The organism is Streptomyces sp. NPDC014734, from assembly GCF_043083325.1.
GTDB lineage: Bacteria > Actinomycetota > Actinomycetes > Streptomycetales > Streptomycetaceae > Streptomyces.
The window spans coordinates 1-26,917 of sequence record NZ_JBIBYN010000044.1 but is presented as its reverse complement, the minus strand read 5'-3'; the positions used below and the strand labels follow the sequence as shown (position 1 = coordinate 26,917).

The 26,917-nt window shown below is 73.9% G+C and carries 3 protein-coding genes; all 3 read right to left on the bottom strand.

Translation table 11 applies throughout. From position 1 onward, the window contains the following. Positions 1-7,205 (bottom strand): type I polyketide synthase (locus ACF1CT_RS36895; RefSeq protein WP_391788411.1); only part of this gene is annotated, 7,205 nt, incomplete at its 3' end. 93 nt (positions 7,206-7,298) lie between these two features. Next, complete coding sequence (locus ACF1CT_RS36890) at positions 7,299-24,392, bottom strand: SDR family NAD(P)-dependent oxidoreductase (RefSeq protein WP_391788412.1); 17,094 nt, start codon at positions 24,390-24,392, stop codon at positions 7,299-7,301. A 110-nt stretch (positions 24,393-24,502) separates the two neighbouring features. Continuing rightward, positions 24,503-26,917: SDR family NAD(P)-dependent oxidoreductase (locus tag ACF1CT_RS36885; protein WP_391788410.1), on the bottom strand; the 2,415-nt coding region annotated here is incomplete at its 5' end.

The window sequence follows — 26,917 nt, the reverse complement described above, 5'->3', positions numbered from 1 at the left end:
ACCGAACGCCACAACTCCGCCAACGACACCATCACCGAGAACAACACCGGCTGCACCACATCCACCCGCTCCAGCGACGGCGCACCCTCCACCCCGCGCAGAACGTCCACCAACGACCAGTCGGTGAACTCCGCCAGAGCAACCCCACACTCCCCCATACGCGCCGCGAACACCGGCGAAGCATCCAACAACCCCACCGCCATCCCCACCCACTGCGACCCCTGACCCGGGAACACGAAGGCGGTTCTGCCGGCCGTGCCGCTGCCCTGTGCCAGGTGGGGGTGGTCCTGACCGGTGGCAAGAGCGGTCAGGGCGCGGACACCTCCGTCCCGGTCCGCCGCCACCAGCAGTGCGCGCTCGTCGTGCACCGCGCGGGTGGTGGCCAGCGAGTGGCCGATGTCGGCCGGGCGGAGGTCCGCATCGGCCTCCAGCACGGCGGCAAGTTTCGCGGCCTGGTCGCGCAGCGCGGCAGGGCTCCTGCCGGAGAGGACCCAGGGCAGCACGCCGGGAGCCGCCACCGGCTTCTCGGCGGGGGCGGGCTCCTCGGCCGGGGCCTGCTCGATGATGGTGTGGGCGTTGGTGCCGCTGATGCCGAAGGAGGACACGGCGGCCCGGCGGGGGCGGCCGGTCTCCGGCCACTCCACCGGCTCGGTCAGCAACGAGACCGCGCCCGCGGACCAGTCCACGTGCGGCGAGGGCTCGTCGACGTGCAGCGTCCTGGGCATGACGCCGTGCTCGATGGCCTTGACCGTCTTGATGATGCCCGCGACACCGGCGGCGGCCTGGGTGTGGCCGAAGTTCGACTTCACCGAACCCAGTCGGAGCGGGTTGTCCTCCGGCCGTTCCTGGCCGTAGGTGGCCAGCAGCGCCTGCGCCTCGATCGGGTCGCCGAGCGTCGTCCCCGTGCCGTGCGCCTCGACCATGTCCACATCGGCGGTGGTGAGGCGGGCGTTGACGAGCGCCTGGCGGATGACCCGCTGCTGCGACGGACCGTTCGGCGCCGTCAGGCCGTTGCTGGCGCCGTCCTGGTTGACGGCCGAGCCACGGACGATCGCCAGCACCGGGTGGCCGTTCTTCCGCGCGTCTGACAGCCGCTCCACGAGGAGCATGCCGACACCCTCGCCCCAGGCGGTGCCGTCGGCTGCTGCCGCGAAGGGCTTGCAGCGGCCGTCGGTGGCCAGGCCGCGCTGCTTGCTGAAGGCCACGAAGGTGCCGGGGGTGGCCATCACGGTCACCCCGCCCGCCAGGGCGAGTTCGCACTCTCCGGAGCGCAGCGCCTGCACCGCCATGTGCAGGGTCACCAGCGACGACGAACAGGCGGTGTCGACGGTGACCGCCGGGCCCTCCAGGCCGAAGGTGTACGAGACCCGGCCCGAGGCGACACTGCCGGAGCTGGCGGTGCCCATATAGCCTTCGAGACCGTCGGGCGCCCGGTGCAGCAGGGTGCCGTAGTCGTTGTACATGACGCCGGTGTAGACGCCGGTCCGGCTGCCGCGCGCGTTCGCCGGGTCGATGCCGGCCCGCTCGAACGCCTCCCAGGTGGTCTCCAGCAGCAGCCGTTGCTGCGGGTCCATGGCCAGCGCCTCGCGCGGCGAGATGCCGAAGAAGACCGGGTCGAAGTGGTGGGCGTCGTGCAGGAACCCGCCGTTGCGGGCATAGCTGGTGCCCTGTGCGTCCGGGTCGTCGTCGTACAGCCCCTCGATGTCCCAGCCGCGGTCGGTGGGCATGTCGGAGATGGCGTCGCGGCCCTCGGTGACGAGCGTCCACAGGTCCTCGGGGGTGCGCACCCCGCCGGGGTAGCGGCAGCTCATCGCGACGATGGCGATGGGCTCGTCGTCGCCCACGGAGGTCGCGGCGATCTGTGCGGCGGCCTCGTCCCGGCCGCCCCGTGCCTCGTCGCGCAGGTGTCGCGCGAGCGCGGCGGGGGTCGGGTAGTCGAAGATCAGTGTGGCGGGGAGCCGTGCGCCGGTGGCCGCGCCGAGGCGGTTGCGCAGTTCGACCGCGGTGAGCGAGTCGAAACCGACCTCGCTGAAGGCGCGTTGCGGATCGACCTCCTCCGGCCCGGTGTAGCCGAGGACGGCGGCGACGTGGACACGGACCAGGTCCTGGACGATGCGGTCCGCGTCCGCCTCGGAGGCACCGGCGAGTTGTCGGCCGAGCGTGCCGGACGGTGCGGTGGCCGTTCCCTGGGCCGCGCGCCTCGGAGGTACCCGGACCAGGCCGCGGAAGAGCGGAGGCAGCATGCCGACGCTCGCCTGGGCGCGCAGTGCCGCCAGGTCCAGCGGCATCGGCACCAGCAGCGCCTCGTCGGTGCGGGTGGCGGCGTCGAAGAGTTCCAGGCCCTGCTCGGCCGCGAGCGCGACGATGCCGCCGCGCCGCAGCCGGGCGGTCTCGGCCTCGTCCAGTTCACCGGCCATGCCACCGGGCTCCGCCCACAGGCCCCAGGCCAGTGAGGATCCGGCGAGCCCCCGGGCCCTGCGGTGCTGGGCGAGGGCGTCCAGGAAGGCGTTGGCCGCCGCGTAGTTGGCCTGCCCCGCACCACCGAAGACACCGGCCGCCGAGGAGAACAGCACGAACGCCGACAGGTCGAGGCCCTCGGTCAGCTCGTGCAGGTTCCACGCCGCGTCCACCTTCGGACGCAGCACCCGCGACAGACGCTCCGGTGTGAGCGACCCGATCACGCCGTCGTCCAGCACACCCGCGACGTGCACGACCGCGGTCAACGGGTGCTCCGCCGGAATCCCGGCGAGCACCCCCGCCAGCGACTCGCGATCAGCCGCGTCGCAGGCCGCCCACACCACCTCGGCACCCAACTCGCCGAGTTCTGCGGCGAGTTCGGAAGTTCCTGGCGCCTCGGCACCACGCCGGCTCACCAGCACCAGCCGACGCGCACCGCGCTCGACCACCAGATGCCGGGCGAACAGACCGCCCAAGGTGCCGCTCGCACCCGTGACCAGCACCGTACCCTCGGGGTCGATGACGGTGTCCTCGGCGCCGACGGCGGCCCGGCCGAGCCGCGGGGCCTTCGTCACGCCCGCACGGATCGCGATCTCCTGCTCGCCGCATTCGAGTGCGGCGGGCAGCGCGCGCAGCGAGTCGGGGTGGTCGTCGATGTCGACGAGGACCAGGCGGCCGGGGTTCTCCGACTGTGCGGAACGCACGAGGCCGCGCGCCGTGGCCCCGGCCGGATCGGTGACCGGCTCGCCCGCCCCGGCCGCCACCGCGCCCGAGGTCAGCACCACGAGTCGGGACGCCTCGAACCTGGCGTCGGCGAGCCATTGCTGGATGAGTGTCAGGGTGTCCTCGGCGACCCGGTGGGCGGCGGTGACGAGGCCCTCGGCGCCGTCGGCGGCCGGTGTGACGACGACGTACTCCGGGATGTCACCGGACTCGGCGAGCGTTGTCAGGTCCGGGTGGGCGTCGACCGCGACGCCGGTGGCGTCCGGACCCGGGACGTCCGTGCCGAGCGACGCCCACCGGGTGGCACCGGTGGTGTCGGCCGGCGGGGTCGGGACGTCCGTCCAGTCGACGCGGAACAGCGCGTCCTTGACAACTCCACCCGTGCCGCCGGTGCCCAGGTGTTCCGGCGCGACCGAGCGCAGCGCGAGCCGTGCCACGGAGGCCACCGGGGCGCCCGTGACATCGGCGAGTTGCAGGGCCACCGTGCCGTTCCCGGCGGCGGAGAGCCGCACCCGCACGGCGTCGGCGCCGACCGAGTGAATGGCCACCCCGTTCCAGGAGAAGGGAAGTTGGCCCTGACCGGTGTTCTCGACGAGGTCGCTCAGCCCGATGCCGTGGAGCACCGCGTCCAGCAGCGCCGGGTGCAGGTCGAACAGCCCGGCGTCCGGTTCGGCGCCTTCCGCCAGCGCGACCTCGGCGAAGACCTCGCCGTTCCGGCGCCAGGCGGCCCGCAGACCCCGGAAGGACGGGCCGTAGTCGAATCCGGCCCGGGCCAGGCCCTCGTACAGGCCCGAGGTCTCGACGGGTTCGGCACCCTGCGGGGGCCAGTCGCTCAGGTCGAACGCGGCCGGCCGGTCCTCGCCCGCCCGCAGGGCGCCGGTGGCGTGCCGCAGCCATGGTTCGTGGTCCGCGGCGTCCTCGGCGCGGGAGTGGAAGGCCACCGGGCGGCAGCCGTCGGCGTCCGGGGCGCCGACGGTGATCTGGAGGTCCACCGCGCCCTGTTCGGGCAGGATCAGCGGGGATTCCAGGGTGAGTTCGTCGACGGTTTCGCAATCGACCCGGCCACCGGCCCGCACGGCGAGTTCCACGAAGGCGGTACCGGGCAGCAGTACGGAGCCCATCACGAAGTGTTCGGCGAGCCAGGGATGGGTGGCGAGCGAGAGCCGCCCGGTGAACAGGAAGCCGTCGGCGTCGGCAAGTGACACGGCGGCGCCGAGCAGCGGGTGGTCGGCCGGGCCGAGACCGGCCGAGCCGACGGTGCCGTAGGCGGTTCCGGCGTCCAGCCAGTAGTGCTCGCGCTGGAAGGCGTAGGTGGGCAGTTCGACGCGCTCCGCGCCGGTACCGGCGTAGTAGAGCTCCCAGTCCGGGGCGACGCCGCCGACGTGCAGGGTGGCGAGGGCGGTGGTCAGGGCTTCGGGCTCGGGGCGGCCGGAGCGCAGGGCGGCGACGAAGGACAGCCCGTCGCCGGTGACGCAGTCCTGTGCCATGGCGGTGAGCACCCCGTCCGGGCCCAGCTCCACGAACGTGGTGACGCCCTGCGCCTCCAGGGTCCGGGCCGCGTCGAGGAAACGGACGGCCTCACGGACGTGCCGCACCCAGTAGTCGGCGGTGGCGATCTCGGCCGCGGGTGCGACGGCACCGGTGAGGCCGGAGACGACGGGGGTCTGCGGGGGTGCGTACGTCAGCCGCTCGGCGACCTTGCGGAAGGCGTCGAGCATCGGGGTCATGCGGGGCGAGTGGAAGGCGTGGCTGACGGTGAGCCGCTTCGTCCTGCGGCCCCGCTCCTCGAAGGCGTCGGCGATCGCGACCGCCGCTTCCTCGTCACCCGCGATGACCACGGACGACGGACCGTTGAGGGCCGCGATGCCCACGCCCTCGGTCAGCAGCGGCAGCACCTCCTCCTCCGACGCCTCCACCGCGATCATCGCGCCACCGGCGGGGAGCCGCTGCATCAGCCTGCCGCGTGCGGCCACCAGCAGGGCGGCGTCGGCGAGGGAGAACACCCCGGCGACGTGGGCGGCGGCGATCTCGCCGATGGAATGGCCGGCCAGCAGGTCGGGCTTCAGGCCCCAGGACTCGATGAGGCGGTACAGCGCGACCTCGACGGCGAACAGCGCGGGCTGGGTGAATCCGGTCCGGTTCAGTTCCCCGGCGTCGTCGCCGAACAGCACGTCCTTCAGCGGCCGTTCCAGACGGGGATCCAGTTCGGCGCAGACGGCGTCCAGGGCCCGCGCGAACGCGGGGTGGGTGTCGTACAGTTCGCGGCCCATGCCGAGCCGCTGGCTGCCCTGGCCGGTGAACAGGAACGCCACCTTGCCGCGGCCCTCGGTGCCCAGGACCAGTCCGGTGGCGGGCTCGCCCGCGGCCAGCGCGGCGAGCCGGTCCAGGAAGTCGCCCCGGTCACCGGCGACCACGGCCGCCCGGTTCTCCAGAGCGCTTCGGGTGGTGGCCAACGAGTGGCCGACGGAGAGCGCGTCCAGTTCGGGGCGGGCGGTGACGTGGGCGTGCAGCCGGGCGGCCTGGGCCCGCAGGGCGTCCTCGCCCCTGGCGGAGAGGACCCAGGGCAGCAGCGACAGGGTCCGGCGCTCCGCGGGTCGCGTGTCCGCGTCCTCGGGGGCGTCCTCGTCCGCTGCCTCGTCCGGCTCCGGGGCCTGCTCGATGATCAGGTGGGCGTTGGTGCCGCTGATCCCGAAGGAGGAGACGGCGGCCCGGCGCGGGCGGCCGGTCTCCGGCCACTCCACCGCCTCGGTCAGCAGCGAGACGGCGCCCGCCTCCCAGTCGATGTGCGGGCTGGGCCGGTCGATGTGCAGGGACTTGGGCAGTGTGCCGTGCTCGATGGCCTTGACCATCTTGATGATGGCCGCGACACCGGCGGCGGCCTGGGTGTGGCCGATGTTCGACTTGATGGAGCCGAGGAACAGCGGACGGTCGGCGGGGCGTTCCTTGCCGTAGGTGGCGAGCAGCGCCTGCGCCTCGATCGGGTCGCCCAGTTTCGTCCCGGTGCCGTGCGCCTCGACGACGTCGATCTGGTCGGACGTCAGCCGGGCACCGGCCAGGGCCTGGCGGATGACGCGCTGCTGGGACGGTCCGTTGGGGGCGGTCAGGCCGTTGCTCGCGCCGTCCTGGTTGACGGCCGAGCCCCGCACGACGGCAAGTACCCGGTGGCCGTTCCTGCGGGCGTCGGACAGCCGCTCCACGAGGAGCATGCCGGCGCCCTCGGACCAGCCGGTGCCGTCGGCGGCGGCTGCGAAGGACTTGCAACGGCCGTCGAAGGACAGCCCGCGCTGGCGGCTGAACTCGGTGAACGTGCCCGGGGTGGACATCACGGTGACGCCGCCGGCCAGCGCCAGGGCGCACTCGCCGTTGCGCAGCGCCTGCATGGCCATGTGCAGGGTCACCAGCGACGACGAGCAGGCGGTGTCGACGGTGACCGCCGGGCCCTCCAGCCCGAAGGTGTACGCGACCCGGCCCGAGGCGATGGAGCTGGAGCCTCCGGTGCCGAGGTAGCCCTCGACGCCGGGCGGCACGGCACGCAGCCGGGAGGCGTAGTCGTGGTACATCACACCGGCGAACACGCCGGTGCGGCTGCCGCGCACGGTCGTCGCGTCGATCCCGGCGCGTTCGAACGCCTCCCAGGAGGTCTCCAGCAGCAGCCGCTGCTGCGGGTCCATGGCCAGCGCCTCGCGCGGGCTGATTCCGAAGAACGCCGGATCGAAGTAGTTGGCGTCGTGCAGGAACCCGCCCTCGCGGACGTAGCTGGTGCCCGCGTCGTCCGGGTCGTCGTTGAAGAGCCGCTCGATGTCCCAGCCGCGGTCGGTGGGGAACTCGGAGATTCCGTCCCCGCCCCCGGACACCAGTCGCCACAGGTCCTCGGGCGACTCGATGCCGCCCGGGTAGCGGCAGCTCATGCCGACGATCGCGATCGGCTCCTGGTTCCCCGACTCCACCTCCTGGAGGCGGCGGCGGGTCTCGTGCAGGTCGGCCGTCACCCGCTTGAGAAAGTAACGGAGCTTTTCCTCATTCATTTCGTGCGTTCCCCTTCGAGGAATCCGGTTCGTCCGACGGGCGGCTCCGCCGCGCGGTCGGGGCGCTCATGCCGGTCACGGTCGCGGTCACAGTCACGAGATCCCGAATTCCTTGCCGATGAATTCGAAGAGGTCGTCGTCGGTCGCCGATTCGATCTCGTCGGTGACGTCGGCGCCGTCCTCCGGCCCTCGGTCGTCGCTCCACCTGGCCAGCAGGGCCTGGAGTCGTGCGGTGATCCTGGTACGGCCCTCGTCGTCCGGGGCGGCTCCCACGAGTGACGCCTCCAGCCGGTCCAGTTCGGCGAGCAACGGGGTGACCGTGCCCGCGCCGTCCGGCACGAGTTCGTCGCGCAGGAACTGGACAAGTGCGTTGACCGTCGGGTAGTCGAAGATCAGCGTGGCCGGGAGCCGTACGCCGGTGGCCGCGCCGAGGCGGTTGCGCAGTTCGACCGCGGTGAGCGAGTCGAAGCCCACCTCGCTGAACGAGCGTGCCGGGTCGACCGCTTCGGGCCCGGGGTAGCCGAGCACGACCGCCACTTGCGCGCAGACGAGTTCCGCCAGTGCCTCGTCCCGCTCGGGGACGGTGAGCCCGGCCAGTCGCCGCAGCAGCGCGTCGGCTCCGGCCGCCGCCGCGGCGGCGGACTCGGTGGCGCGGCGCACCGGCACCCGGACCAGGCCGCGGAAGAGCGGCGGCAGCATGCCGCCGCCCGCCAGGGCGCGCAGCGCGGCGAGGTCCAGCGGCATCGGGACCAGTACCGGTTCGCCGGTCCGGACGGCGGCGTCGAACAGTCGCAGGCCCTGTTCGGCGGTGAGCGCGACGATGCCGCCGCGCCGGATCCGGGCGGTCTCCGCCTCGTCCAGCGCACCGCCCATGCCGCCCTCGGACCACAGGCCCCAGGCGAGGGAGGTGGCGGCCAGGCCGTTGTCCCGGCGGTGCTGGGCCAGCGCGTCCAGGAAGGAGTTGGCGGCGGCGTAGTTGCCCTGGCCCGCGCCGCCGAACACACCGGCGGCGGAGGAGAACAGGACGAACGTGGAGAGGTCACGGTCCCGGGTCAGTTCGTGCAGGTTCCAGGCCGCGTCGACCTTGGGGCGGAACACCCGGGCGAGTCGGTCCGGTGTGAGGGAGCCGATCACCCCGTCGTCCAGCACACCGGCGGTGTGCACGATGCCGGTCAGCGGGTGGTCGGCGGGGATCGCGTCCAGCACGGCGGCCAGCGCCTCCCGGTCGGCGACGTCGCAGGCCGCCCACGTCACGGTCGCGCCCGCGGCGGCGAGTTCGGTGCCGAGGGCGGCGGCGCCGGGGGCGTCCTGGCCCCGGCGGCCGACCAGCAGCAGGTGGCGCACCCCGTGCTCGGCGACCAGGTGCCGGGCCAGCAGACCGCCCAGCATGCCGCTCGCTCCGGTGATCAGCGTCGTGCCCCCGGTGTCCGGGGCGGTGGCATCGGTGTCCGGGGCCGCGGTCTCCGTTCCGGCCGTCGTACGGGCCAGCCGCGGTGCCAGGACCACACCGTCACGGACGGCCACCTGGGGCTCGTCCGCGGCCAGCGCCGCGGCGAGCGCCGTGCGCGGGTCGCCCCGGCCGTCGGTGTCCACCAGGACGATGCGGTCCGGGTTCTCCTGCTGGGCGGTCCGTGCCAGGCCGAGCGCCGCGGCACCGGCCGGGTGCGCCATCGAGTCGCCGTCGGCGGCGATCACCGAGCGGGAGGTCAGTACGACCAGTCTGGCGTCGCCGAACCGCTCGTCGGCCTGCCAGCCCCGCACCACGTCCAGCAGTCCCGCCGAGACCGTGTGCGTCTCGGCGGCCACGTCGTCGCCGCCGAGCGGGCCGGGCACCACGAGCACGTACTCCGGTGGCGTCCCGCCCGCTTCCGTCGCGGCGGCCAGCGCGGTCAGGTCCGGGTGGGCGGTGAGCCCGAGCACGTCGGTGCCCACGGCCGCCCACCGGTCGGCCGCCACGGCACCGCCGCGCGTCGCGACGGGCGTCCACTCGACCCGGAACAGCGCGTCCTTCGGGCCGCCTCCGGTACCGGTGCCGAGCTGCTCCGGCGCCACCGTGCGCAGCGCGAGACCCTCCACCGAGGCCACCGGGGAGCCTGCCGCGTCGGCGAGTTCCAGGGCCACCGTGCCGTTGTCCGCCGTGGTCAGCCGGATCCGCAGCGCGGAGGCGCCGACGGCGTGCAGCGAGACTCCGGTCCAGGAGAACGGCAGCCTGCCCCCTCCGCCGCTCCCGGCGGCGGCGAGCCCCAGGGCGTGAAGTGCCGCGTCCAGCAGGGCGGGGTGCAGTCCGAAGGTCTTCGCGTCGGACACCGCCTCGTCGGGCAGCCGCACCTCGGCGAACACCTCGTCGCCGCGCCTCCAGGCGGCCGTGAGCCCCTGGAAGACCGGACCGTAGCCGAAGCCGGAGTCGGCGAGGCCCTCGTACAGGCCGTCGGTCGCGATGCGTTCCGCGTCCGTCGGCGGCCACTGGCCCAGGTCGAACGTGGGCTCCGCGGTGTCGCCCGCGGTCAGTGCGCCGGTGGCGTGCCGCAGCCACGGCTCGTCGGCCGGGGCGTTCTCCGCGCGGGAGTGCAGCGTCAGCGCCCGGCGGCCTGCCTCGTCGGCGGCGAGCGACAGCCGCAGCTGCACACCGCCCCGCTCGGGCAGGATCAGCGGTGCTTCCAGGGTGAGTTCGTCCAGCCGGTCGCAGCCGACGTGCTCGCCGGCGCGGAGCGCCAGCTCCACGAAGGCGGTGCCCGGCAGCAGGACCGTGCCCATCACGGCGTGGTCGGCGAGCCAGGGGTGGGTGGCGAGGGAGAGCCGCCCGGTGAAGGCGACGCCGTCGGAGTCGGGAAGTTCCAGGGCCGCGCCGAGCAGCGGGTGGTCGGCGGCGTGCAGGCCGATCGAGGAGGCGTCGCCGCCGTCCGGACCGTTCGACAGCCAGAACGGCCGGCGCTGGAAGGCGTAGGTCGGCAGCTCCGCGCGCCGGGCGCCCGTTCCGGCGAACAGGGCCGCCCAGTCCGGGGTCGCGCCCCGGACGTGGGCGCCGCCGAGCGCGGTCACGAAGGTCTCGGGCTCGGGGCGGCCGGAGCGCAGGGCGGCGACGAAGGACAGCCCGTCGCCGGTGACGCAGTCCTGTGCCATGGCGGTGAGCACCCCGTCCGGGCCCAGCTCCACGAACGTGGTGACGCCCTGCGCCTCCAGGGTCCGGGCCGCGTCGAGGAAACGGACAGCCTCACGGACGTGCCGCACCCAGAAGTCGGCGGTGGCGATCTCCTCGGCGGGGACCACGGCGCCGGTGAGGCCGGAGACGACCGGGATCCGGGGCGCCGCGTAGCTCAGGCCCTCGGCGATCTGGCGGAAGGCGTCCAGCATGCCGTCCATGTGCGGCGAGTGGAAGGCGTGGCTGACGGTGAGCCGCTTGGTCTTGCGGCCCCGCGCCGCGAGGGTTTCGGCGATCTCCAGTGCCGCGTCCTCGTCGCCCGCGATCACCACGGACGTCGGGCCGTTGACCGCGGCGATGCCGACCCGCTTGCCGGTCAGCGGCGTCACCTCGTCCTCGGACGCCTGGAGGGCGATCATGGCGCCGCCCGCGGGGAGTTCCTGCATGAGCCGTCCGCGGGCCGCCACCAGCTTGGCGGCGTCCGCCAGGGACAGCACACCCGCCGCGTGGGCGGCGGCGAGCTCGCCGATGGAGTGCCCGGACAGGACGTCGGCCCTCAGTCCCCAGGACTCGGTGAGCCGGTACAGCGCGACCTCGACGGCGAACAGCGCGGGCTGGGTGAATCCGGTCCGGTTCAGTTCCTCGGCGTCGTCGCCGAACAGCACGTCCTTCAGCGGCCGTTCCAGGTGTCCGTCCAGGTGGGCGCAGACCGCGTCCAGGGCCCGGGCGAAGACGGGGAACGCCTCGTAGAGTTCGCGGCCCATGCCGAGCCGCTGGCTGCCCTGGCCGGTGAACAGGAACGCCGTCCTGCCGTCGGTGACGTGTCCCTGGACCAGGGTCGCGGCGGGGCGCCCCTCGGCGAGTGCTTCCAGGCCTGCCAGGAAACCGTCCCGTTCCCGGGCCACGACGACGGCGCGGTGCTCGAAGGAGGAGCGGCCGGTGACCAGTGCGTTGCCGATGTCGGCGACGGCGGCCGGGCGCCCGGCGCCCCGTACATGGGCCAGCAGGCGTGCGCCCTGGGCGCGCAGCGCCTCGGGGTCCTTCGCGGAGATCACCCACGGCAGTACGCCGGGTTCCCGGGTCGCCGGTTCGTCGGCGGCGGTGTCGTCGGCCGGGGCCTGCTCGATGATGGCGTGGGCGTTGGTGCCGCTCATGCCGAAGGAGGACACACCGGCCCGGCGGGTCCGTCCGGTGCGGGGCCACGGCCGGGACTCGGCCAGCAGTTCGACGGCGCCCGCCTCCCAGTCGACGTGCGGGGAGGGCGCGTCGACGTGCAGGGACCGCGGCAGCAGGCCGTGCCGCATCGCCAGCACCATCTTGATGACGCCCGCGACTCCGGCGGCGGCCTGGGTGTGGCCGAAGTTGGACTTGATGGAACCGAGGTAGAGCGGCTGGTCGTCGGGGCGGTCCTGCCCGTAGGTGGCGAGCAGCGCCTGTGCCTCGATGGGGTCGCCCAGGGTGGTGCCCGTGCCGTGCGCCTCGACCGCGTCGACCTCGGACGCCGACAGTCCGGCGTTGGCGAGGGCCTGCCGGATGACGCGCTGCTGGGAGGGGCCGTTCGGCGCGGTCAGGCCGTTGCTCGCACCGTCCTGGTTGACCGCCGTGCCGCGCACGACGGCCAGCACCTCGTGCCCGTTCCTGCGGGCGTCCGAGAGGCGCTCGACGAGCAGCATGCCGACGCCCTCGCCCCAGGCCGTGCCGTCGGCGGCGGCGGCGAACGGCTTGCACCGGCCGTTCGCGGCGAGACCGCGCTGGCGGCTGAACTCGGTGAACACGGTGGGTGTGGTGATGATGGTGACGCCGCCGGCCAGCGCCAGGGTGCACTCGCCGTTGCGCAGTGCCTGCGCCGCGAGGTGCAGCGCCACCAGCGACGAGGAACAGGCGGTGTCGACGGTGACCGCAGGGCCCTCGAATCCGAAGGTGTACGACACCCGGCCGGACGCGATGGAGCTGGAGCCGCCGGTACCGAGGTACCCCTCGACGCCCTCGGGGAATGTCCGGAGCCGCGACACGTAGTCGTTGTGCATCTGGCCCACGAACACGCCGACCTGTCCGCCGCGCAGCCCCACCGGGTCGATTCCGGCCCGTTCGAACGCCTCCCAGCTCGTTTCCAGCAGCAGCCGCTGCTGCGGGTCCATGGCCAGCGCCTCGCGCGGGTTGATCCCGAAGAACTCCGGGTCGAAGTGGTGGGCGTCGTAGAAGAAGCCGCCTTCGCGGGCGTAGGAGGTGCCGGGCCGGTCGGGGTCGGGGTCGTAGAGCCCGTCGGTGTCCCAGCCGCGTTCCGTCGGCAGGTGGGACATGCCGTCACGGCCCTCGGCGAGCAGCTCCCACAGGTCCTCGGGGGTGCGGACGTCGCCGGGGAAGCGGCAGCTCATCGCGACGATCGCGATCGGGTCGTCGTCGGCGTCGGTGCCGCCGCCCGTGCCGGTGCGCTCCGGCTGGGCGGCAGCCGCCGCGGAGCCGAGCAGTTCGTCGCGGAGGTAGCCGGCCAGGGCGGTCGGCGACGGGTAGTCGAAGACCAGGGTGGCCGGGAGGCGCAGCCCGGCGGCGGCGCCGAGCCGGTTGCGGAACTCGACGGCGGTCAGCGAGTCGAAGCCGAGGTCCTTGAACGCCCGGCTCGCCTCGACCGCGTCGGGCGAGTCGTGGCCGAGGACGACGGCCACCTGGGTGCGCACAAGTTCCAGCAGGGCCGCGTCGCGCTCCGCCTCGGGCAGCCGGACCAGCCGCTCCAGCAGCGAGGCGGCGTCGGTGCCGGTGCCCGTCTCGGCGGTGCGCCGGGTGGTGCCGCCGCGCACGAGGCCGCGCAGCAGGGCGGGCACCATGCCGACGGGGGCGCCGGCCAGCGGCGCCAGATCGAGCTGCATGGGTACCAGGAGCGCCTCGCCCACCCGGTGGGCGGCGTCGAACAGGGCAAGGCCCTCGTCCGAGGACAGTCCGAGCACGCCGGACCGGCTCATCCGCGACTTGTCGGTCACGTCGAGTTCGCCGGTCATGCCGCTGGCCTCGGCCCACAGGCCCCAGGCCAGCGAGGTGGCGGCGAGGCCCCGGGTGTGCCGGTGCCGGGCCAGGGCATCCAGGAAGGAGTTGGCGGCGGCGTAGTTGGCCTGGCCCGCGCCGCCGAAGGTTCCGGCGGCGGAGGAGAACAGCACGAAGTCGGCGAGGTCCTGGTCGCTGGTCAGTTCGTGCAGGTTGACGGCGGCGTCCACCTTCGGGCGCAGTACCTTCGCCAGCCTCTCCGGGGTCAGCGAGCCGACGACGCCGTCGTCCAGCACACCGGCGGTGTGCACGACCGCGGTGAGCGGGTGCTCGGCCGGGACGGCGGCGAGGACGGCGGCCAGCGCCTCCCGGTCGGCGGCGTCGCAGGCGGCGACGGTCACCTCGGCGCCCAGCTCGCGCAGTTCGGCGGCGAGTTCGGCGGCGCCCGCGGCGCGTTCGCCGCGGCGGCTGGTGAGCAGCAGGTGCCGGGCGCCGCGCTCGGTGACGGCGTGCCGGGCGACCAGGCCGCCGAGGGTGCCGGTGCCGCCGGTGATCAGGACGGTGCCGTCCGGGTTCCAGGCGGCGGGCACGGTCAGTACCACCTTGCCGATGTGCCGGGCCTGGCTGAGGTAGCGGAAGGCGTCCGGGGCCTGCCGGACGTCCCACGCGGTGATCGGCGGTGTGGTCAGGGCGCCGCGGTCGAACAGCTCCAGGAGTTCGCGGAGCATCTCCTGGATGCGGTCGAGACCGGCCTCGGTCAGGTCGAACGCCTGGTAGGTGACGCCCGGGCAGGCGGCGGCGACCTCTTCCGGCAGCCGGACGTCGGTCTTGCCCATCTCGACGAACCGGCCGCCGCGCGGCAGCAGCCGCAGCGAGGCGTCCACGAACTCGCGTGCCAGCGAGTCGAGGACGACATCGACGCCGCGGCCGTCGCTGGCCTCGCGGAACTTCTCCTCGAAGGCGAGGTCGCGGGAGGAGGCGATGCGGTCGTCGGCGAGGCCCAGCGAGCGCAGGGTTCCCCACTTGCCGGGGCTGGCGGTGGCGAAGACGTCCACGCCCCAGTGCCGGGCGAGTTGCACGGCCGCCATGCCGACACCGCCGGCGGCGGCGTGGACCAGGAGCGATTCGCCGCCCCGCAGGTCGGCCAGGTCGCGCAGGGCGTAGTACGCGGTCATGAAGACGATCGGCACGGACGCCGCCTCGGCGAACGTCCAGCCGCCCGGCATCGGGGCGATCATGCGGCGGTCGACGACCACCAGGGGTCCGAAGCCGCCGGGCAGCATGCCCATGACGCGGTCGCCGGGGGCGAGGTCGGTGACGCCGGGTCCGGTCTCCAGGACCACACCGGCGCCCTCGCTGCCCATCAGCCCGGCGTCACCGGGGTACATGCCCAGGGCGTTGAGCACGTCGCGGAAGTTCACGCCCGCCGCGCGGACCGCGACCCGTACCTGTCCGGGCTCCAGCGGGGCGGTGGCCTCCGGGGTCGGCAGCAGGGTCAGGTTCTCCAGCGTGCCCTTGTCCAGGATGTCCAGCCGCCAGGCGGGTTCGTCGGCCGGCGGGACCATGGCTCCGGCGGAGGCGACGCGTGCCAGCCGGGGGGCGTGCACGGTGCCGCGGCGCAGCGCGAACTGCGGTTCGCCGGAGGCGAGGGCGGCGGCCAGGTCGTCGTCGGTGGTGCCGTCGTCGAGGTCGGCCAGCACCAGCCGGTCCGGGTTCTCCGACTGAGCCGAACGCACGAGTCCCCACACCGGGGCGTGCGCGAGGTCGTGCACCCCGGCGTCGCTCTGGGTGGCGACCGCGCCCCGGGTGACCAGGACGAGACGGGAGTCGGCGAAACGGTCGTCCGCCAGCCACCGCTGCACCAGCACGAGCGCGTCCCGCACGGCGGTGTGGACGGCCTCGGTCACCTCGTCGTCGGCGACGGGCCGTGCGGGGAGGTGCGCCAGGACGAACGCGGGTGCCTCGGCGCCGTTCTCGACGGCCGCGGCGAGGGCGTCCACGTCGGCGTGGACGGTCGCTCCCGCCACCGGTGCGGCGGACCCGTCGCCGTCCAGCACCGCCCACGACACGGAGTCCGTGGACGCGGCGGGCGTCGGCACGGTCGCCCAGTCGAGCCGGAACAGCGATTCGTGGTGGGCGGCGGTGCGCCCGCCGAGCGAACCGGCCGCGACCGGTCGCAGCGCCAGGTGTTCCACGACGGCCACCGGCGCGCCGGTGGCGTCCGCCAGTTCCAGGGACACCCCGTCGGCGCCCACCGGGCTCAGGTGGACCCGCAGGGTGCCCGCGCCGACCGCGTGGAGCGACACACCGTTCCAGGAGAACGGCAGCCTTCCCTGTTCGTCGCCGCCCTTCCGGGCGAAGGTGGCGTGCAGTGCGGCGTCCAGCAGCGCCGGGTGGAGCCCGAACGCGGCGGCCTCGGACCGCCGGTCCTCGGGGAGTTCGACCTCGGCGAACACCTCGTCGCCGCGCAGCCAGGCGGCCTTCAGCCCCTGGAAGACGGGTCCGTAGGCGAAACCGCCCTGGGCCAGGTGCTCGTAGAGGCCCTCGACGGCGGCGGCCTCGGCGCCGGGCGGCGGCCATGCGGCGAGGTCGAACGACGGCTGCGGGGCACCGGTGGTGAGTACGCCGGTGGCGTGCCGGGTCCATGGCTCCTCGACGGCGGCGTCCCGCGCCCGCGAGTACAGCTCGACCGTGCGGTGACCCGCGTCGAGGGGGGCACCGACCATGATCTGGAGCTGGAGGGCGCCGTGCTCGGGGAGGATCAGCGGCGCCTCGATGGTCAGTTCGTCCAGCCGGTCGCAGCCGACCTGGTCGCCCGCCCGGACGGCGAGTTCCACGAACGCGGTGCCGGGCAGCAGCACGGTGCCCATGACGGCGTGGTCGGCCAACCATGGGTGGGTCTCCAGCGACAGCCGTCCGGTGAACAGGAATCCGTCGGAGTCGGCCAGCGGGACGGCCGCGCCGAGCAGCGGGTGGTCGGCGCGGCCCAGGCCCGCCGACTCCACGTCGCCCACGGCGCCCGCGGGCGACCGCAGCCAGTACCGCTTCCGCTGGAAGGCGTACGTCGGCAGTTCGACGTGCGCGGCGCCGGTCCCGGCGAAGAACGCGTCCCAGTCCACCGCCGCACCGCGGGTGTGGGCCCGGGCGACGGCGGCGACCAGCGCCTCCGGCTCGGGGCGGCCGGCACGCAGCGCCGCGGCGAACGACGCGTCGTCCCCGGTGACGCAGTCCTGCGCCATCGCGGTCAGTACGCCGTCGGGGCCCAGCTCGACGAAGGTCGTGACGCCCTGCGCCTCCAGGGCGCGGACGCCGTCGAGGAAGCGGACGGCCTCGCGGACGTGCCGCACCCAGAAGCCGGGGTCGGTGATCTCCTCGGCGGAGACCAGGTCACCGGTCAGGTTCGAGACGATCGGAATGCGCGGCGCCTCGTAGGTCAGTGTCTCCGCCACCTGACGGAAGGCGTCGAGCATCCCGTCCATGCGGGGCGAGTGGAACGCGTGCGAGACCGTCAGCCGCTTCGTCTTGCGCCCACGCGCCTCGAAACCTGCCGCGATCGCGAGAGCCGCGTCCTCATCACCAGCGATCACGACGGACCGCGGACCGTTCAGCGCGGCGATGCTGACACCCCCGGTCAGCAGCGGCGCCACCTCGTCCTCCGACGCCTGCACCGCGATCATCGCCCCACCGGCGGGCAGTTCCTCCATCAACCGGCCCCGGGCCGCCACCAGTCGCGCCGCATCGGGGAGGGACAGCACACCGGCCACATGGGCGGCGGCCAGCTCACCGATCGAGTGCCCGGAGAGGAAGTCGGGACGCAGGCCCCAGCCTTCGAGCAGCCGGAACAACGCCACCTCGACCGCGAACAACGCGGGCTGGGTGAACCCCGTCCGGTTCAGTGTGTCGGCGTCGTCACCGAACAGCACCGGCTTCAGCGGCTGTTCCAGGTGCTGGTCGAGCTCGTCGCAGACCGCGTCCAGGGCCGTGGCGAACGCGGGGAGGGCCTCGTACAGTTCACGCCCCATGCCCGGACGCTGACTCCCCTGCCCCGTGAACAGGAACGCCGAGCTTCCCTCGGCGACCGGGCCTTCGACCAGGTTCGAGGCGGACTCGCCGCGTGCCAGTGCCTCCAGGCCCGCGACCAGAGCGTCGCGGTCCCGGCCGACGACCACCGCACGGTGGTCGAGGGCGGTCCGGGTGGTCGCCAGCGAGTGGCCGAGGTCGAGGGGCCGCTGTCCGGGGAAGTGCTCGACGTGCGCGAGCAGCCGCCCGGCCTGGGCACGCAGTGCCTCCGCGCTCCTGCCGGACAGCGCCCACGGCAGCACACCGGTCTCGCGCGACGGCCCGTCCGGGGCAACTTCCGCGACGGCCTCCGGCTCCGGAGCCTGCTCGATGATGGTGTGCGCGTTGGTACCGGACACACCGAAGGACGAGATCCCGGCACGGCGCGGGTGGCCGGTCTCCGGCCAGGCCACCGACTCGGTCAGCAGCGAGACCGCGCCCGCCTCCCAGTCGACGTGCGGCGACGGCTCGTCCACGTGCAGGGTCTGCGGCAGCACACCGTGGCGCATCGCCATGACCATCTTGATGATGCCCGCCACACCTGCGGCGGCCTGGGTGTGGCCGAGGTTCGACTTGATGGAGCCCAGCAGCAGGGGCAGGTCCCCGGACTTCTCCCTGCCGTAGGTGGCCAGCAGCGCCTGCGCCTCGATCGGGTCGCCCAGCGTCGTCCCCGTGCCGTGCGCCTCCACGGCGTCGACCTCGGCGGCGGAGACGCCCGCGTTGGCCAGCGCCTGCCGGATGACGCGCTGCTGGGAGGGGCCGTTCGGGGCGGTCAGGCCGTTGCTCGCGCCGTCCTGGTTCACCGCCGTGCCGCGCACCACGGCGAGGACGGGGTGACCGTTCCTCCGGGCGTCGCTGAGGCGTTCCACGAGGAGCATGCCCGCGCCCTCGGACCAGCCCGTGCCGTCCGCCGACGCGGCGAAGGACTTGCAACGGCCGCTGGTGGAGAGGCCGCCCTGGCGGCTGAAGTCGATGAAGGTGTCCGGGGTGGCCATCACGGTCACACCACCGGCCAGCGCCATCGTGCACTCGCCGTTGCGCAGCGCCTGCGCCGCGAGGTGCAGCGCCACCAGCGACGACGAGCACGCCGTGTCGATGGTGACCGCCGGGCCCTCCAGCCCGAAGGTGTAGGCGATGCGGCCGGAGGCGACGCTGCCCGCGGTACCAGTGCCCAGGTAGCCCTCCAGGCCCTCGGGCAGCGCGGTCAGCCGGGACAGGTAGTCGTGGTACATGACGCCCGCGAACACACCGGTCCGGCTGCCGCGTACCGAGGCCGGGTCGATTCCGGCGCGTTCGAAGACCTCCCAGGAGGTTTCCAGCAGCAGCCGCTGGTGCGGGTCCATGGCCAGGGCCTCGCGCGGGTTGATCCCGAAGAAGTCCGGGTCGAAGTCGCCCGCGTCGTAGAGGAATCCGCCCTCGATGGTGGCGCTGGTGCCCGCGGCGCCCCGGTCGTCGCTCTGGAGTCCGTCGAGTTGCCAGCCGCGGTCGGTCGGGAATCCGGAGATGGCGTCGCCCGCGCCGAGGACGAACTGCCACAGCTCCTCGGGGCTGGTGACCCCGCCCGGGTAGCGGCAGCTCATGCCGACGATGGCGATCGGTTCGTCGTCGGCGAGGGCGGTGACCGTCGCGGGGGCCGCGTTGTCGGCGTCGTCCCCGAGGATCTCGGTACGCAGGAAGCCGGCGAGGGCGGTGGGGGTCGGGTAGTCGAAGACGAGGGTGGCCGGGAGCCGGACGGAGGTCACGGCGCCGATGCGGTTGCGCAGTTCGACGGCGGTGAGCGAGTCGAAGCCCAGTTCCTTGAAGGCGCGGCTCGCGTCGACGGCCTCGGGCCCGGCGTAGCCGAGCACGGCGGCGACCTGGGTGCGGACGAGTTCCAGCAGGAACTGATCGCGTTCGGGCACGGGCAGGCCGAGCAGGCGCTCGGCGAGCCCGCCGACGGGGGCGGCGCCGCCCGTCTCGACGACCCTGCGGCCGGGCAGGCGCACCAGGCCGCGCAGGATCGCGGGCACCTGGCTCGCCTCGGTGGCCCGGCGCAGCGGCGCCAGGTCGAGGTGCATGGGTACGAGGGCGGGGTCGCCCACGGCCAGCGCGGTGTCCAGCAGGGTCAGGCCGTCCTCGGAGGAGAGAGCGGCGACCCCGGCGCTGGTGATGCGGCGGATGTCGGTGTCGTCGAGGTCCCCGGTCATGCCGCTGCGCTCGGCCCACAGGCCCCAGGCGAGGGCGGTGGCGGGCAGTCCCCGGGCGCGGCGGTGCTGGGCGAGGGCGTCCAGGAAGGCGTTGGCGGCGGCGTAGTTGGCCTGGCCGGGGCCGCCGAGGGTGCCTGCGGCGGCGGAGAACAGCACGAACGCGGCGAGGTCCAGCTCGCGGGTCAGCTCGTGCAGGTGGAGCGCGCCGTCGGTCTTCGGCGGCAGTACCCGGTCGATGCGCTCGGGGGTGAGCGAGTCGAACACGCCGTCGTCCAGTACGCCGGCGGTGTGCACCACGGCGGTCAGCGGATGCTCCGCCGGGACGGTGGCGAGGACGGCGGCCAGCGCCTCCCGGTCGGCCACGTCGCAGGCGGCGAGGGTGACCTCGGCGCCGAGTTCGCGGAGTTCGGCGACGAGTCCGTCGGCGCCCCGGGCGGCGGTGCCGCGGCGGCTGAGGAGCAGCAGGTTCCGTATCCCGTGCTCGGCGACCAGGTGGCGGGCGACCAGGCCGCCCAGGGTGCCGGTGGCGCCGGTGACCAGGGCGGTGCCCCGGGGGTCGAGGACGGGGGCGGTGTGTGCGGGGTCGGCGGCGACGCGGGCGAGTCGCGGGACGACCACGGATCCGGCGCGGACGGCGAGTTGGGGTTCGTCGGAGGCGAGGGCGGTGGGCAGGGCCCGGTACGACTCGTCGCGGCCGTCCACGTCCAGCAGGACGAAGCGGTCGGGGTTCTCGGTCTGTGCGGAGCGCAGCAGGCCCCACAGTGGCGCGTGCGCGAGGTCGTCGACGTCCGCGGTGGCGGTGGTGGCGACGGCGTTGCGGGTGGTGACGACCAGCCGGGAGCCGGTGAACCGGGCGTCGGCGAGCCAGTCCTGAGCCAGCGCGAGGGTGCGGTGCAGCGCGGCCCGTACGGCGGCGGTGGGCTCGGACGGGTCCTCGGTGTCCGTGCCGGGGCCGAGGAACGGCACCACGACGGCTTGCGGAAGGGGGGTGCCGGCGGCGACGGCCTCGGCGAGCGCGGGGAGGCCGGGGTAGGTGGCGGCGGTGGGCAGTGCGGCGGTCAGTTCGGGTGCCGGCGTGTCGCCCAGCAGTGCCCACTGTCCGGCGGCGACGGTGGTGGCGGCCGGGACCGGCGCCGGGGTCCACTCGACGCGGAACAGGGAGTCGTGGAAGGTGGAGCGGGCGGCGTGCACCTGTTCGGGGGAGACGGGGCGCAGCAGCAGCGCGTCGACGGAGGCGACCGGCACGCCGCTCTCGTCGGTCACCAGGACGGAGACGGTGTCCTGCCCGGCGGGTGACAGGCGCACGCGCAACGCGGTGGCGCCGATGGCGTGCAGCGCCACCCCGCTCCAGGAGAACGGCAGCCGTCCGTGTTCGGTGGGTTCCAGCAGCGAGCCGATGCCGACGCCGTGCAGGGCCGCGTCCAGGAGCGCCGGATGCAGGCCGAACAGGCCGGCCTCCTCGTGGGCGCTCTCCGGGAGGCGGACCTCGGCGTAGACGTCGTCGCCGTGCTGCCAGGCGGCCCTGAGTCCCTGGAAGACCGGGCCGTAGGCGAAGCCGGTTTCGGCGAGCCAGTCGTAGAGGCCGTCGACGGGGACCTCGGTGGCGCCGGCGGGGGGCCAGGCGGCGAGGTCGGCGGCGGGGACGGCGGCGCCGGTGGTGAGGACTCCGGTGGCGTGCCGGGTCCATTCGCCCTCGCCCCAGCCGGTGCCGTCGGCGGACTCCTCCGGGCGGGAGTGCAGGGTCAGCGAGCGGCGGCCGGAGCCGTCGGGGGCGCCCACGGTCACCTGGAGCTGCACACCGCCCTGCGGGGGCAGCACCAGCGGCGCTTCGAGGGTGAGCTCTTCGAGGACGTCGCAGCCCGCGTGGTCACCGGCCCGGACGGCGAGTTCCACGAAGGCGGTGCCGGGCAGCAGCACCGTGTCCATCACGCCGTGGTCGGCGAGCCAGGGATGGGTGGCGAGCGAGAGCCGCCCGGTGAACAGGAATCCGGCGGCGTCGGCGAGGGAGACGGCGGCGCCGAGCAGCGGGTGGTCGGCGGAGCCGAGTCCGGCGGCGGTGACGTCACCGGTCCACGGGCCGGCGGGCTCGGGCCAGTACAGCTCGCGCTGGAAGGCGTAGGTGGGCAGTTCCACGCGACGGCCGCCGGAGCCGGCGAAGACGGCGGTCCAGTCGATGTCGACGCCGTGCGTGTGGGCCTGTGCCAGGGCGGTGGTCAGGGCCCTGGCCTCGGGGCGGTCGGCACGCAGCAGCGGCACGAAGGCCGCGGTTTCGGAGGTGACGCAGTCCTGCGCCATGGCGGTGAGGACACCGCCGGGGCCGAGTTCCACGTAGGTGGAGACGCCGAACTCCTGGAGGCGGGCGATCCCGTCGTGGAAGCGGACCGCCTCGCGTACGTGCCGCACCCAGTGGTCGGGGGTGCAGATCTCGGTGGCGGAGACGGAGGAACCGGTGAGGTTGGAGATGATCGGGATGACCGGCGGTCGGTGGTCGATGCCCTGGGCGATGTCCCGGAAGGCGTCGAGCATGCCGTCCATGCGGGACGAGTGGAAGGCGTGACTGACCGTCAGCCGCTTGGTCTTGCGGCCCTGTTCCTCGAACCTGGCGGCGATCGCGAGGGCGGCTTCCTCGTCGCCCGCGACGACGACGGACCGCGGGCCGTTGAGCGCCGCGATGCTGACGCCCTCGGTCAGCAGCGGCGCCACCTCGTCCTCCGACGCCTGCACCGCCACCATCGCCCCACCGGACGGCAGCTCTTCCATCAGGCGGCCCCGGGCCGCCACCAGCTTCGCCGCGTCCGCGAGGGAGAAGACACCCGAGACGTGGGCGGCGGCAAGCTCACCGATGGAGTGGCCGACGACGAAGTCGGGCCGGACGCCCCAGCCCTCCAGCAGCCGGAACAGCGCGACCTCGATGGCGAAGAGCGCGGGCTGGGTGTAGCCGGTCCGGTCCAGCAGGGTGGAGTCGGCGTCGAACATGACGTCGCGCAGCGGCTGTTCGAGGTACGGGTCCAGTTCCGCGCAGACCGCGTCGAGCGCCTCGGCGAAGGCCGGGACGGCCGCGTACAGCTCACGGCCCATGCCGGCCCGCTGGCTGCCCTGCCCGGCGAACAGGAACGCCGTCTTGCCCTCGCCGACCTGGCCGCGGACCAGGTCGGCGGAGGTGCCCCCGGTGGCCAGCGCGGTCAGCAGGTCCCCCAGTTCGTCCCTGTTCCCGCCGTCGGTGGTGAGGAGGACGGCACGGTGGTCGAGGGAGGCCCGGGTGGTGGCCAGCGAGTGACCGAGGTCGGTGAGGTTCGGTGCTGGGGTGGCGTCGAGGTGGGCGGCGAGCCGCTCGGCCTGGGCGCGGAGCGCCTGCGCGCTCTGCCCTGAGACCAGCAGAGGTATCAGTCCGCCGAGCCCGGACCAGCGCGCCGGGGAGTTCTCCGCGGCGGCCCGGTCCTCGGCGGGGGCCTGCTCGATGACGGTGTGGGCGTTGGTGCCGGACACACCGAAGGACGAGATTCCGGCGCGGCGCGGCTGACCGGTCTCCGGCCAGTCGACGGCCTCGGCCAGCAGCTCGACGGCGCCCGCCTCCCAGTCGACGTCCCGCGAGGGCGCGTCGACGTGGAGCGTCTTGGGGATCACGCCGTGCTCGATGGCCTTGACCATCTTGATGATCCCGGCGACACCGGCGGCGGCCTGGGTGTGGCCGAAGTTCGACTTCACCGAGCCCAGCCACAGCGGCCTGCCCTCGGGGCGGTTCTGGCCGTAGGTGGCGAGCAGTGCCTGCGCCTCGATCGGGTCGCCGAGGCTGGTGCCGGTGCCGTGCGCCTCGACGGCGTCCACCTGGGCGGGGGTGAGCCGGGCGTCGGTGAGGGCCTGGCGGATGACCCGCTGCTGGGACGGCCCGTTGGGCGCGGTGAGCCCGTTGCTGGCGCCGTCCTGGTTGATCGCCGAGCCGCGGACGATCGCCAGGACCGGGTGACCGTTCTTCCGCGCGTCGGACAGCCGCTCCACGAGGAGCATGCCGACACCCTCGCCCCAGCCGGTGCCGTCGGCCCCGTCGGCGAACGCCTTGCAGCGCCCGTCGGGGGCCAGGCCCCGCTGGCGGCTGAAGTTGATGAACGCCCGCGGGCTGTTCATCACGGTGACACCGCCGGTGAGTGCCATGGTGCATTCGTCGTTGCGCAGCGCCTGGACGGCGAGATGCAGGGCCACCAGCGACGAGGAGCACGCCGTGTCGACGGTGAGCGCCGGGCCCTCCAGGCCGAAGGTGTAGGAGATGCGGCCCGAGATGACGCTCGCCGCGTTGCCGGTCAGCAGGTACTGCTCGACGCCCTGCGGCAGCCGGTGCATCAGCTCCGGGTAGTCCTGGCCGTTGGTGCCGATGAACACCCCGGCCTTGCTGCCGCGCAGCGTGGCGGGGTCGATCCCGGCCCGCTCGAACGTCTCCCAGGCGGTCTCCAGCAACAGCCGCTGCTGGGGGTCCATGCCCAGGGTCTCGCGCGGCGAGATCCCGAAGAACGCGGCGTCGAACTCACCTGCACCGTCGAGGAATCCGCCCTTGTCGGTGTAGCTGGTGCCCTGTTGGTCGGGGTCGGCGTCGAAGAGCGACTCCACGTCCCAGCCGCGGTCCGTGGGGAAGTCCGCGATGGCGTCGCCGCCCGAGGCCACCAGCTCCCACAGATCCTCCGGCGACCTGACGCCTCCGGGGAAGCGGCAGCTCATGCCGACGATCGCGATCGGCTCAGGCTCCTGCGACTCGACCTCGCGCAGACGCTGCCGCGTCTGGTGCAGATCAGCAGTTACCCGCTTGAGGTAGTCGAGGATCTTGTCCTGATCCGCCATTGGAATCTCACCCATGCTTCTCGTCACAAACCTTGCGCCCGCGGACCCCGGTACCCCTCCCGGCGGTGTTCGCCCCGTCGGGCAAATACGCCGGTCACAGCACTGGATCCCTAGATTCCGAGTTCTTTCTCGATGAAGTCGAAGACCTCATCGGGCGTTGCCTCTTGCAGCTTTTCCGTCACTGTGTCGCCGGTGGCCTCCGCCGTGCGTGTGCCCGGCGCCTCCCACCTGGCCGTCAGGGCCTGGAGCCGGGCGGCGATGTCCGCCCGGGTCTCGTTGTCCTCGGCGGCCGGGTCGAGCACCGAGAGCGCGGATTCGAGCTTCTCCAGCTCCGCGATGCCCGGTGCGGCCGCCGCGCCGCCGTCCTGCGTGATCTCGGCCCGCAGGAACTCGGCGAGGACGGCCGGGGTCGGATAGTCGAAGACCAGCGTGGCCGGAAGCTTCCTGCCGGTGGCCGCGCCGAGCCTGTTGCGCATTTCGAGTGCGATGAGCGAGTCGAAGCCCAGTTCCTTGAACGCCCGGCCCGCGCCGACCTCTTCGGTGGAGGAGTGCCCGAGCGCGGCGGCGGCGTTGGTGCGCACCAGTTCCAGGACGGTGAGGTTCTGCTCGGCCAGGGACATTCCCGCCAGCTTCTGCCGCAGCACGGACGCCGGGTCCGCGACGGCACCGCTGTCGCCGCCCCCTGCCGGGCCGCTGTCCGTCATCCGCCTGACCTCGGGCAGGTCGGCGATGAACGGGCTGGGCCGCACCGCGGTGTAGCCGTGGACGAAGCGTTCCCACTGGATGTCGGCGACGGCCACGACGGTGTCGGTGTGGTCCAGGGCCTGCTGGAGCGCCCGGATGGCCGAGTCGGGTGCCATGGCGGGCACGCCGCCCCGGTCGAGCCGTTCGCCGATGGCGCCGCCGGCGGCGAGGCCGGTGTCGCCCCAGCGGCCCCAGGCCACCGAGGTCGCCGGAAGTCCGTCGGCCCGGCGCTGCTCGGCCAGCGCGTCCAGATAGGCGTTGGCAGCCGCGTAGTTGCCCTGTCCGGCGTCGCCGAGTGTGCCCGCAATGCCGGAGAACAGGACGAACGCGGACAGGTCGAGGTGCCGGGTGAGTTCGTGCAGGTGGCGGGCGGCGTCGGCCTTGGGGCCGAGCACCGTCGCGAACCGCCGCGGTGTCAAAGCGTCGAGTACGCCGTCGTCGAGGACACCGGCGGTGTGCACGACGGCGGTGAGCGGCCGGTCGGCCGGGACGGCGTCGAGCAGCGACTCGACGGCCTTGCGGTCGGCCACGTCACAGGCGGCGACGGTCACCTCGGCGCCCAGTCCGGTCAGTTCCTCGCGCAGTTCGGCGGCGCCGGGAGCGTCCGGGCCCCGACGGCTGGTGAGCAACAGGTGCTCGGCACCGTTCCGGGCCAGCCAACGCGCCACCTGCGCACCCAGCGCACCCGTGCCCCCGGTCACCAGCGTCGTCCCCGACGGCCGCCACTCCCGCACGGGCGGGGCGTCGGCCAGCGGTGCGCGACTCAGCCGGCGGGCGAGGACGCCCGCGGCGCGGATCGCGACCTGGTCCTCCTCCTCGGCCCCGGCCAGGACCGTGACCAGCCGGGCCAGTGCCCGTTCGTCGGCCGCCCGCGGCAGGTCGACAAGACCGCCCCAGCGTTCCGGGTACTCCAGGGCGGCGGTGCGGCCCAGGCCCCAGGCGAGTGCCTGCGCCGGGTTGTCCGTCCGGTCGGAGCGGCCGACGGAGACGGCGCCGCGGGTGGCGCACCACAGCGGCACGTCGACCCCGGCGTCGCCCAGCGCCTGGATCAGCGCGGCGGAACCGGTGAGTCCGGCGGTGACGTTGTCGGTGCCCGGGGCCGTCTGCTCGTCGAAGGCCAGCAGCGAGAGGACTCCGGCGACCGGCGTGGCACCGTCCACTTCCTCGCGCACCCTGCGGGTGATCGATTCCCGGTCCAGTTCCACGGAGGTCAACGTGAGCTGTCGCACGTCGGCACCGTGCTCCGTCAGTGTGCGCACCGCGCCGAGCGCCCAGTCGTCGACGAGCGCGGACTCCGGGACGACGAGCAGCCAGGTGCCGGACAGACGCACGGACCGGCTCTCGGTCAGTTGCTTCCAGGTCACGCGGTAGCGCCAGCCGTCCAGTGCGGACCGCTCGCGCGCCTGCTTGCGCCAGGAGGAGAGCGCGGGCAACAGGGCGTTCAGCGAGGAGAGTTCCTCGTCGCTCCCGAACTCCAGTGTTCCGGCGAGCGATTCCAGGTCCTCGCGTTCGACGGCTTCCCAGAACCGGGCGTCGACGGCGTCGGACGGCAACGGTTCGTGACCGGCGTCGGGCTCGGCCGCCCGCGGCCACAGGTGCTGGTGCTGGAAGGCGTAGGTGGGCAGGCCGACGCGTCGGGCACCCGTTCCCGCGTAGACGGCGTCCCAGTCGACGTCGACGCCACGGGTCCAGGCCTCGCCCAACGACAGCCAGAACCGCTCCAGCCCACCCTCACCACGCCGCAACGACCCCACCACAGCCACATCCCGCCCCACATCCTC